General features: G+C 68.4%; 12 protein-coding genes. 7 read left to right on the forward strand and 5 right to left on the reverse strand.

Features of this window, described 5'->3' with window-relative positions; genetic code table 11:
- Positions 1 to 8: 8 nt before the first annotated feature.
- From VB777_RS07780 to VB777_RS07800, 5 genes are all read right to left on the reverse strand, one after another.
- The gene (locus tag VB777_RS07780; protein WP_323248105.1) at positions 9 to 1,052 is read right to left on the reverse strand and encodes an MnmC family methyltransferase; all 1,044 of its coding nucleotides are present in this window, start codon (positions 1,050 to 1,052) and stop codon (positions 9 to 11) included.
- Between the two features lie 5 nt (positions 1,053 to 1,057).
- Complete coding sequence (aroA, locus tag VB777_RS07785) at positions 1,058 to 2,383, reverse strand: 3-phosphoshikimate 1-carboxyvinyltransferase (protein WP_197170130.1); 1,326 nt, start codon at positions 2,381 to 2,383, stop codon at positions 1,058 to 1,060.
- Between the two features lie 65 nt (positions 2,384 to 2,448).
- Entirely contained in the window at positions 2,449 to 2,592 is a 144-nt protein-coding gene (locus VB777_RS07790; RefSeq protein WP_323248107.1) for a hypothetical protein, read from the reverse strand.
- 31 nt (positions 2,593 to 2,623) lie between these two features.
- The gene (locus tag VB777_RS07795; RefSeq protein WP_197155152.1) at positions 2,624 to 3,061 is read right to left on the reverse strand and encodes an Rrf2 family transcriptional regulator; all 438 of its coding nucleotides are present in this window, start codon (positions 3,059 to 3,061) and stop codon (positions 2,624 to 2,626) included.
- A gap of 19 nt (positions 3,062 to 3,080) precedes the next feature.
- Positions 3,081 to 4,694, reverse strand: coding sequence for a UbiD family decarboxylase (locus tag VB777_RS07800; protein ID WP_323248109.1), 1,614 nt, complete (start codon positions 4,692 to 4,694; stop codon positions 3,081 to 3,083).
- Between the two features lie 52 nt (positions 4,695 to 4,746).
- Here VB777_RS07800 and VB777_RS07805 point away from each other — a divergent pair, with 52 nt between their 5' ends.
- From VB777_RS07805 to VB777_RS07835, 7 genes are all read left to right on the forward strand, one after another.
- On the forward strand, positions 4,747 to 5,502 hold the full coding sequence (locus VB777_RS07805) for a 2-phosphosulfolactate phosphatase family protein (protein ID WP_323248131.1): 756 nt from the start codon (positions 4,747 to 4,749) through the stop codon (positions 5,500 to 5,502).
- An 85-nt stretch (positions 5,503 to 5,587) separates the two neighbouring features.
- Positions 5,588 to 6,406, forward strand: coding sequence for a carbon-nitrogen hydrolase family protein (locus VB777_RS07810; protein WP_197155148.1), 819 nt, complete (start codon positions 5,588 to 5,590; stop codon positions 6,404 to 6,406).
- A gap of 35 nt (positions 6,407 to 6,441) precedes the next feature.
- Positions 6,442 to 7,524: an N-acetylmuramoyl-L-alanine amidase gene (locus VB777_RS07815; RefSeq protein ID WP_197172392.1), complete on the forward strand. Its 1,083-nt coding sequence runs from the start codon at positions 6,442 to 6,444 to the stop codon at positions 7,522 to 7,524.
- Positions 7,521 to 8,336 (forward strand): glutamate racemase, encoded by an 816-nt coding sequence (gene murI, locus VB777_RS07820; RefSeq protein WP_197170128.1) that lies wholly within the window; start codon positions 7,521 to 7,523, stop codon positions 8,334 to 8,336. The genes VB777_RS07815 and murI overlap by 4 nt, the downstream gene beginning before the upstream one ends.
- A gap of 32 nt (positions 8,337 to 8,368) precedes the next feature.
- Positions 8,369 to 9,340 carry a solanesyl diphosphate synthase gene (gene sds / locus VB777_RS07825; RefSeq protein ID WP_323248112.1) on the forward strand — a complete coding sequence of 324 codons (972 nt, stop codon included), beginning with the start codon at positions 8,369 to 8,371 and terminating at the stop codon, positions 9,338 to 9,340.
- A 77-nt stretch (positions 9,341 to 9,417) separates the two neighbouring features.
- Positions 9,418 to 9,798: a hypothetical protein gene (locus VB777_RS07830; RefSeq protein ID WP_197155143.1), complete on the forward strand. Its 381-nt coding sequence runs from the start codon at positions 9,418 to 9,420 to the stop codon at positions 9,796 to 9,798.
- A gap of 171 nt (positions 9,799 to 9,969) precedes the next feature.
- Positions 9,970 to 10,351: transposase (locus tag VB777_RS07835; RefSeq protein WP_323248114.1), on the forward strand; the 382-nt coding region annotated here is incomplete at its 3' end.

Here is a 10,351-nt window from a genome sequence, read left to right on the forward strand (position 1 = left end):
GGCGGAATCTACCGGCGGTGACCCTCCAGGCCCCAGCGACGGCGCCAGGCACTGCTGGGTTCAGCGCCCGCCATGGCCTGCTCCAGCTGGCGGCGCTGATGGATCGCGGCCGCGGTGGAGCAGCCGCTCGGGTCGCGGTAGGGGTGGCCGGCGCTGGTTGTGAGGTGCTCCCACTCCATCGGCGTGAGCGGCCGCAACCTGTCGGATGGGGGCAGCGGCTCTGGACTGGCGGCCGTGCCCCCACTCCAGCGGCGGCGGCCAGAACCCGCGCCAGGCATCGCCGGATTCGGGGGCGATGGGATCGTGCTCAACTGAAGACCAGCCCGACGCAGGGTCTGGCGCACGGCCGCCGCCGAGCAGTAACTCAGCCAGCGCCCCTGGGGGGCCAACAGGCTCGCCATCGCAACTAAGACCTCCTCCGTCCAGAGCTGCGGGCAATGGGCTGGCGAGAAGGCATCCATCAGCACCAGGTCACAGCGGCCGGCCAGCTCAACGGCCAGGCGAGGCAGGCTGCGGCGCGCATCGCCCCAGAGCATCGAACCGCGAAACACCGGATCCAGCGGTGGAGGATCCAGAACCGCCCGATCCAGCAGACCCGAACCCTGACAACCTGAATCCTGCGGGGCCAAAACCTGACCCACTTGGCGGTGAAGGGTCTGCAGCACTGCCAGGGTGGAGGGCAGCCACTGGGAGCGGAAGCCTGGGTCGGCCAGGGCAAGGGCGAGCGGTTCGGGATCCAGCTCCAGGCCCCACCAGCGCAGCCGCAGGCCTTGAGCTGCGGCGGCCTCGATCAGGGCGGCAGTGTTGGTGCCGGTGCCCACACAGCACTCGACCACCAGCAGTTCCCGGCCGGCCGGGAAACGCTTCAGATCGGCCGGCCCCACGAACTTGGCCAGGGCTTCGGCCAGGGCTCCCTCGGCGCTGTGGAACGCCTCACGGAAGGCGGTGCTGTAGAGGCTGAAGCTGCCGTCGGCCGTGCAACGGGACTGGAGAGCGCTGCTGGAAAGGTCTTGCAGGGAGCCGGCCGAGCGGTTCGTGGCTGAGGCGGCCACGGACCTCAGGCCCGCAGGCGAGCCAGATCGTCCCAGAAGCCGGGATAGGACACGGCTGCCGCCTCGGGCCGCGCCAGGCTGGTGGCACCCTCTGCCACCAACGACGCCACCGCCAGGCTCATGGCCACCCGGTGGTCGGTCTCGCTGTCCACGCCGGTGCCGCGCAGCACGGTGGGACCCGTGATCGCCAGGCCATCGGCGAACTCCTCCAGGCGAGCGCCCATGGCGCCGAGCTGGCGAGCCATCACCGCCAGCCGGTCAGTCTCCTTGACCCGCAGCTCCTCGGCATCGCGGATGCGGCTGACCCCCTCGGCAAAGCAGGCCGCGACGGCCAGCACCGGAATCTCATCCACCAGACGGGGAATCAGATCGCCGCCGATGTCGAACGCCTGCAGGGGCCCATGGCAGACGTGCAGATCCCCCACCGGCTCGCCCGCCACATCACGGGCATGGCGCACCTCGATGGCGGCACCCATCTGCTGCAACACCTCAAGAATGCCGGTGCGGCTGGGATTGAGTCCCACATTTTCGACCGTGAGCTCGGCTCCAGGGGTGATGGCGGCAGCCACCAGCCAGAAGGCCGCGGAGCTGATGTCGCCAGGCACCACCACGCTCTGCCCCCGCAGAGCCGGGCCTGGGGTCACGGTCACGTCGTTGGCGGCGGAGCCACCCACCACCAGGTGGGCGCCGAAGGCCCGCAGCATCCGTTCGCTGTGGTCGCGCGACTGGGCCGGTTCGATCACGGTGGTGGGACCCTCGGCGGTGAGGGCCGCCAGCAGGATGGCGCTCTTCACCTGGGCCGAGGCCACCGGGGTGTAGATGGTGGTGCCGCGTAAGGGCTGACCCAGCACCGCCAACGGCGCAAAGTTGCCACCCTTGCGGCCATGGATCTGGGCACCCATGCCGGCCAGGGGTTCCCCGACACGCCGCATCGGCCGACCCCGCAGGGAACGATCGCCGCTGAGTACGAAGTGGCGGCCGCAGCGACCCGCCAGCAGCCCCAGCATCAGCCGCATCGTGGTGCCGGAATTGCCGCACTCGAGCACATCGCCCGGTTCCTGAAGCCCATCCAGCCCCACCCCCTGCACCAGCACCGGCTGGCCGGCCTCGATCGGCGAGACCTCCACCCCCATGGCCCGCAGGCAATCGGCGGTGCTGAGCGGATCCTCGGCGGGCAGCAACCCCTCAATGCGGGTCTCCCCCTCGGCGATGGCGCCGAACAGCAGAGCCCGGTGGGAGATCGACTTGTCGCCCGGCACCCGCACCGTGCCCCGCAGGGAGCCTCCGGCCGGCAGGTGCAGCGGGGCTGGAATCGCGGCGGCGGAGGTCAAGGGAACCGGTCGGAGCGGGATCTTGATCCTATGGAGAGCCCGCTGCGGGCTTCCGCTGGGAGGGCTCAGCCGGGGTTGGGCTTGCCAGGGCACCGGGCGAGCAGGGCCGCTGCAGCCAGGATCAGGGCCACCAGCAGGGCCGACAGCAGCATCGCCGCCACGATCTGCCCCTGCTCCAGGGCAAAGGCGACGCCGAACGCCCCCACCACGCCGATCAGCCCAACGGGTCAGATCAGCCGATCAACCCAGCAGCAGGCCCTGCTCCTCCCCGATCGAAGCCTCGGCACTGCGCAGATCGAACAGCAGTTCAGCCAGAGTGAGGCGGCCCAGCTCCCGCTCCATGGCGCGGCGCAGGCGCTGCTCCAGGGCCGCCGCGACCCGATCGCTGGCCTTGGGCAGCTCCAGGGAGGCGGGGTCTTCGCTGGGGTCGGCGGAGACCGCCGCCAGAATGGCCGCCAGGGGGATTTCCTCTGTTGGCAGAGCCAGACGGAAACCGCCGCGGCGACCGCGGCGGGATTCGAGCAGCCCGGCGCGGCGCAGCCCCAGGAGCTGCTGCTCCAGCATCGGCGCGGGCAGCTCCAGAGCAGTCGCCAGGTCGGTGCTGGATCGCCAGACCTGCGGCGCCAGGGCCAGCTGCAACAGGGCCTTGAGGGCGTAGAGCCCACCTTTCTTCAGCATGGCTCTGGCCGCTGGGGCGTCATCGCAGGTTGGCCAGCCGTTCCAGCACGTGCTCGAGGGTGTACCCGAACAGGGCCGGATCGGGCTGGTTCTGGCCCACGTCCGCCAGCCCCAGCTCCTGCCAGCGGGCATCGAGGCGGGCCTCCAGCTCGGCAGGCCGGCGGAGTGGTTCACCCCAGGGATGGCGCTTCTCGGGGCCGATCTTGGTGGTGGCATCAATCGCCAGGCGGCCACCCAGACCCAGCCGCTCGCTGGCGAAATCAAGGCTGTCGAACGGGGTGTTCTCCAGCACGAACAGATCCCGCTGGGGATCCACCTGGGCACTGATCGCCCAGATCACCTGGCGGGGATCGCGGATGTTGATGCTCTGATCCACCACCACCACGAACTTCGTGTAAGTGAACTGCGGCAGAGCACTCCAGAAGGCCATGGCGGCACGCCTGGCCTGGCCGGGATAGGCCTTGTCGATGGCGATCACGGCCAGCTTGTAGCTGAGGCCCTCCATCGGCAGGAAGAAATCGACGATCTCCGGGATCTGCTGCCGCAGGATCGGGGTGTAGATGCGGTTGAGGGCGATGGCCAGCATCGCGTCCTCCTTGGGGGGCCGGCCGCTGAAGGTGGTGAAGTAGATGGGGTCGCGCCGCTGGGTGACGCACTGAAACCGCACCAGCGGTGAGGCCTCGACACCGCCGTAGAAGCCCATGTGGTCGCCGAACGGGCCATCGGCCAGCTCCTCGCCGGGAGTGATCGTGCCCTCCAGCACCAGCTCACTGTGGCTGGGAACTTCCAGATTCACCGTCTTGCACTTGGCCAATCGCACGCCCTCACCGGCGTAGAGGCCGGCAAACAACCACTCGCTCAACTGCACCGGGATCGGCGTCGCCGCCGCCATCACCAGCAAGGGGTGCACCCCGATGGCGATCGCGATCTCCAGCGGCTTGCCCAGCGCCGCCGCCTTGCGCAGGTGGCGAGCGCCGCCCCGCACACTCAGCCAATGCACCGTCATCGTGTTGATCGACTGCCGCTGCAGGCGGTAGACGCCCACGTTGGGGGTCCCCGTTTCCGGGTCCTTGGTGATCACCAGACCCAGGGTGATGATGCCGCCGGCATCGCCCGGCCAGGGCCGCAACAGGGGCAGGGCATCGAGATTCACCTGGTCCCCCTTGAACACCTGCTGGTGGCAGGGGGGGGTGAGGTCGAGATCGGGGCGGGCCTTGACCAGATCCCAGAGCAGGCCGCCGAACCTGGCTGCTTCCTGCAGCCCCTTGGGGGGGCGAGGCTGTTGCAGCAGGGCCAGCCGCTCGCCGAGGGCCTCGAGCTCCTCGGGTCGCTCCATGCCCATGCTCCACAACACCCGCTCCTGGGTGCCGAGCAGGTTCACGGCCACCGGCATCGTGCTGCCGTTCACGTTCTCGAACAGCAGCGCCGGCCCGCCAGCGCTCAGCACCCGATCGGCGATGGCCGCCAGCTCCAGATCGGGATCCACCGGGGCGGTGATGCGGCGCAGCTGACCGCGCTGCTCCAGCAGGGTGAGATACCCGCGCAGATCACGGCGGGACGCGCCGTTGAAACCCCGGAATGAACCCGCGTCCACCGTTGGCCCGCCAGCCTGAACGCCGATGCTCCGCACCATCACCAATCCCTTGCGGTGCCTACTGTGACGCACCCCTGTGGCGACCGCGGCCGTGCTCCTGTCCTATTTCCATACCTCCGAATGCGTCCCCCCGGTGACCTCCATAGCGGAAGGCGGCCCGGATGCCGCGGTGGTGATCGATGTGCTGCGAGCCACCACCACGATCGCCTGGTCCCTGAAGAACGGCGCCGAAGCGATCCAGGCCTTCGCCGACCTGACGGAACTGAACACCGCCGCCGCCGCCTGGCCCGCCGAACATCGCCTCAAGGCCGGAGAGCGCGGCGGCAAGCGGGTGGAGGGCTACGACCTGGGCAATTCGCCCCTGGCCGTGGTGCCGAAGCTGGTGGCCGGCAAACGCATCTTCATGAGCACCACCAACGGCACCCGCTCCCTGGCGGCGGTGCAGGCGGTGCCCCAGCTGCTCACGGCCTGCCTGCCCAACCGCAGCGCCGTGGCCCGGCGACTGGTGGAGACCGGCGCTGAGCGGGTTTGGATCGTGGGCAGCGGCTGGGAGGGGGATTACTCCCTGGAAGACAGCCTCGCGGCCGGCGCGGTGGCCTCGGCCGCCATGGAGATGGCGGTGGCCCCCCACGTTGGCGTGCGCTGCGGCAATGACGAAATGCTCGCCGCTCTGGCCCTCTGGCAGCAGTGGCGCCACGACACCGAAACCTGCCTGCGTGCCGCCAGCCACGGCCAGCGGCTGATCGGGCTTGGCAACCACGACGAAGACTTCGCCTGCTGCGCCGCCGTGGACACCCTGACGATCGTGCCGCGGCAGAGTGCTCCAGGGGTGCTGGAAGCCAGCTGATCCGGCCCTTTTCGGTGGAGAGAGCGGCGGGCTGGAAGGGGCTGGGCATGTCCCTTACAGTTCGCCGGTCGTGACGGGATGACGGGTGAGCAGTTTTCTGGCGGCAGCACTGCAACTCACCAGCACTCCGGATCCTGACGCCAATCTCGCGGCTGCCGAGGAGCAGATCGAACTGGCGGCCCGCCGTGGCGCTGAGCTGGTGGGACTGCCCGAGAACTTCGCCTTCATGGGAGAAGACAGCACCCGGATCGACCTGGCCGCCGACCTGGCCGAGCGCTGCAGCCGCTTCCTGGTCACCATGGCGCGCCGCTACCAGGTGACCCTGCTCGGTGGCGGTTTTCCCGTGCCGGCCGGTCCTGGTCACACCTTCAACCGGGCCGAGCTGGTGGGCAAGGAAGGACAGCTTCTGGCCCGTTACGACAAGATCCATCTGTTCGATGTCGACCTGCCGGACGGCATCACCTACCGCGAGTCGGCCACGGTGCAGCCCGGCCAGCAGCTGCCCCCCGTGGTGGATGTGCCCGGCCTCTGCAGGATCGGTCTGTCGATCTGCTACGACGTGCGCTTTCCGGAGCTCTATCGCCACCTGGCCCAGGCGGGAGCCGAACTGCTGATGATCCCGGCGGCCTTCACCGCCTTCACCGGCAAGGATCACTGGCAGGTGCTGCTCCAGGCCCGGGCGATCGAAAACACCGCCTATGTGGTGGCCCCGGCCCAGACCGGCCTTCACTACGACCGGCGTCAGACCCATGGCCATGCGCTGGTGATCGATCCCTGGGGCACGGTGCTGGCCGACGCGGGCGTGGCCCCCGGCCTGGCCGTGGCACCGGTGGATCGGGATCACGAAGGCCGGGTCAGGGCTCAGATGCCGAGCCTTCAGCACCGCCAACCGGCGTTGTTCTGACCGGTATGCCGTTCTTTCGCATGCCCCTGTTTCGGATGACGCTCAAGCGCCTGCCGCTGTTCCTTGCCCCACTGCTGCTGGCGTTCGCCGCGCTTCCCGCGTGGGCTGCCAGCACCCTTGGCGCCTGGCGCATCACCCGCGAGGGCATTCTTGAGCTGCGCACGACCCCAGGCGTTCAGATCCAGGCCTTCTTCGAGGAGGGATCCGGGGGGCGCGGCCCCCGGATCTGGGTGGATCTGCCCGGCGCCCCCCAGCGCAGCCGCTCGATCAGCGGTGGCGGAGCGATTCGAGAAGTACGGATCGGAAAGCCCGATCCCGGAACCACGCGACTCGTGGTCGAGTTTCAGCCAGGCACCCGTCTCGACCCCCGCCAGCTGAGGCTGGTCGGCACCTCCCGCGACCGCTGGCGCATGGATCTGCCGGGGCTTCCGAGGCGCTCGGCAGTCGCCATGGGCGAGGGCGATATCAACGCTGCCACGGTGGCCAGCGCCGGATGGACCAGAGGTGGCGGCAATTTCAGTTCGGCCACCACACCACTGTCAGCCGATGGCCTGCCAGTGGTGCCGAGAGGCCGCTTCAAGGTCGTGATCGATCCAGGCCATGGCGGCCCCGATCCAGGTGCGGTCGGGATCGGTGGATTGCGTGAAACCAACGTGGTGCTTGATGTGGGGCTGCAGGTGGCCCAGCTGCTCCAGGCCAGAGGCGTGCAGGTTCTGATGACCCGCACTTCCGAGGTGGACGTCGACCTGCCCCCGCGGGTGTCCCTGGCCAACAGCAACCGCGCCGATGTGTTCGTGAGCATCCATGCGAACGCTCTGAGCATGGCGCGGCCGGACGTGAACGGAATCGAGACGTTCTATTTCCAGGGCAGCAATTCCAGACAGCTGGCCGCGTCTCTGCAGCGGCAGATGCTGGCGATCTCTCCCGGCACTCCGGATCGGGGTGTCCGCACCGGGCGCTTCTACGTGATCCGCCGCACCGTGATGCCGGCCTCCCTGGTGGAGATGGGATTCGTGACCGGCAGGATCGACGCCCCCCGCCTGGCCGATCCGAACTTCCGCCGCCGCATGGCCCTGGCCCTGGCGACCGGAATCCTCGAGTACCTGCAACGCTCTTGAGCCTTCTCATCGGCCTGTTCGACAGTGGTCTCGGTGGTCTGACCGTGCTGCGCCAGATCCAGGCGCTCTACCCCCATTCCCCCTGCCTCTACCTCGGGGATACCGCCCGGGTTCCCTATGGCGAGCGCACCCCTGACGACATCCGCGCCATCGCCGCTGAGGTGGTGCACTGGCTGCGGCTGCAGGGGGTGGGTGTGCTGGTGATGGCCTGCAACACCTCCAATGCCCTGGCCCTGGATGTGGCCGTGGCCGAAGCAGGTGTGCCAGTGGTGGGCCTGATCGACAGTGTCGCCAGCGAACTCTGCAGCGACCGGATCGGGGTACTCGCCACCCCAGCCACGGCGGCCAGCGCGGCCTATGGCCGAGCGATCCATGCCTGCCGTCCGACGGCCCGGGTGATCGAGGTGGGCTGCCCGGCCTTCGTGCCCCTGATCGAAGCGGGCAATCTGGAGGATCCAGCCCTGGAAGAGGCGGCTCGGGGGTACCTCCAGCCGATGATCGCCGGCGAGGTGGACACGATCGTGCTGGGCTGCACCCACTACCCCCTGCTGCGCCCCTTGCTGCGCCGGCTGCTGCCTCAAGGGGTTCGCCTGGTCGATCCGGCCCAGGCTGCCGCCCGGCGTCTCGGGCCCCTGCTCGGCAACCTGGGCGATTCGCCGGAAGTGGACCTGGAGGACGATCCGATCGACCCGCCGAGGCTGCTCTACCGCTACTGCGTCACCGGCTCGGCCAGTGGCTTCGCCAAGGCCGCGACCCGTTGGCTGGAGCGGCGGCCACGGGTGGAGACGGTGGAGCTCCGGACGCCCTCCTGATCCTTCTAGGATCGGCTCACCAGGGAGGTGTCGTGGCCACGGTTGCAGAACTTCTTCAGCCGGTCGAGGCCGATCTCGACGCCTTGCTTGCCGATCTGCGCAGCCTGATCGGAGCCGGTCATCCGATCCTTCAGGCAGCTGCTGAGCACCTGTTCGCCGCCGGCGGCAAGCGCCTGAGGCCTGGCATCGTGTTGCTGCTCTCGCGGGCCATCGATCCTGATGGGGCCCTCGGTTCACGCCATCGGCGTCTGGCCGAGATCACCGAGATGATCCACACCGCCTCCCTGGTGCATGACGACGTGGTGGATGAAGCCTCCACCCGCCGTGGTGTGGCCACCGTGCACAGCCGCTTCAACTATCGGGTGGCGGTGCTGGCAGGGGATTTCCTCTTCGCCCAGGCCAGCTGGCATCTGGCCAACCTCGACGACCTCGAGGTGGTGAAACTGCTCAGCCGGGTGATCATGGACCTGGCGGACGGGGAAGTACGCCAGGGCCTGTTCCGCTACGACACCGGCCAGAGCTTCGAGACGTACCTCGAAAAGAGCTACTGCAAGACCGCTTCCCTGATCGCCAACAGCGCCCGCGCTGCCGGCGTGCTGGCCGAACTGCCGCAACCACGCCTGGAAGATCTCTATCGCTTCGGTCGTCAGCTGGGCCTGGCCTTCCAGGTGGTGGACGACATCCTCGATTTCACCGGTAGCGACCAGCAGCTCGGCAAGCCCGCCGCCAGCGACCTGGCCGCCGGCTACCTCACGGCTCCGGTGCTCTACGCCCTGGAGGAGAAGCCAGCTCTGGCTGGGCTGATCGAGCGGGAATTCTGTGAAGCGGGCGATCTTGACCAGGCCCTGGCTCTGGTGCGGGGCTGCGAGGCCATTCCCCGTTCCCGTGCCCTGGCCGAACAGTTCAGCCGCGAAGCCCATGAAGCCCTGCAGTGGCTGCCGGCCTCCGAAGCCAGCACCGCCCTGCTGGCCCTGCCGGAGTTTGTGCTGAGCCGTCTGTACTGAGACCGGGCCGGTGCAACCTGGGTTGGCTGACGCCGCAGAATCACGGACCTAGAACGCAGGCAGCTGCACTCCACCTCATGGGCCTGCCGTCGTTCTCGCTCCGGAGCCTTCCGCTGGCTGCCACCACCGCAGCCGCCGCCCTGGTGATGGTCTGCGCATCCCCTGGGGTCGCCCAGCAGATGGACGCCAGCCAGGTGCGAGCCGCCAACCTGGCCCGGATGGAGGCGGAACGCATCAACGGCGGGCTGAGCCGCTACACCACAGCTGCCTGCATGCACCAGCGCGGCGGCGGCGACTGCATGATCCAACGCACGGATCAGGGTTATCTGTTCGAATTTCTGGGGGGCGTGCCCGGCTGGCAAACCATGAACAAGCCCGCCACCATTCAGACGACGATTCTAATCTCGCCTGACGGCCGTGACATTCGCCAGGTGGACTACAACGGCACTCCCCGTTAACCGTGACCCAGAACCCGCGCGACTCTGACGCCACTGCTTCCGCCGTCTCCCCGGACGGCCCCGACGCCCCACCCGATCCGGAGCTGATCCTGCGGTCGATGGGCCACCAGTTAAGAGTTTGCTGAAAAACCCCGCCACCTCTGCGAGAATGGGCCAACTGCCCCAGGTTTGATGCGAGGTCAGCAGGAGCGCAGCGGCTCCTTGTTCTCCTACGTCTCGATCGAGGAGCGGATCCCGGCCAGCCATCCGCTGAGGCGGATCAGGAAGCTGGCGGATCAGGCGCTCGATCGACTCAATCCCACCTTCTGTGCGCTGTATGCCTTGGAAGGTCGTCCATCGGTGCCGCCGGAGCAGCTGCTGCTGGCCTCGTTGTTGCAGGCGTTCTACGGGATTCGCTCCGAGAGGCTGCTGCTGGAGCAGCTCCAATACAACCTGCTGTTCCGCTGGTTTGTGGGCTTGAGCCCTGACGATGCGATCTGGCATCCGACCACATTCACCAAGAATCGTGATCGGCTCCTCACTGACGACGTCATGGGGCTGTTCCTGGAGAAGC

Source organism: Synechococcus sp. CCY9202, from assembly GCF_034931685.1.
In the GTDB taxonomy this organism is placed as follows: domain Bacteria; phylum Cyanobacteriota; class Cyanobacteriia; order PCC-6307; family Cyanobiaceae; genus CBW1002.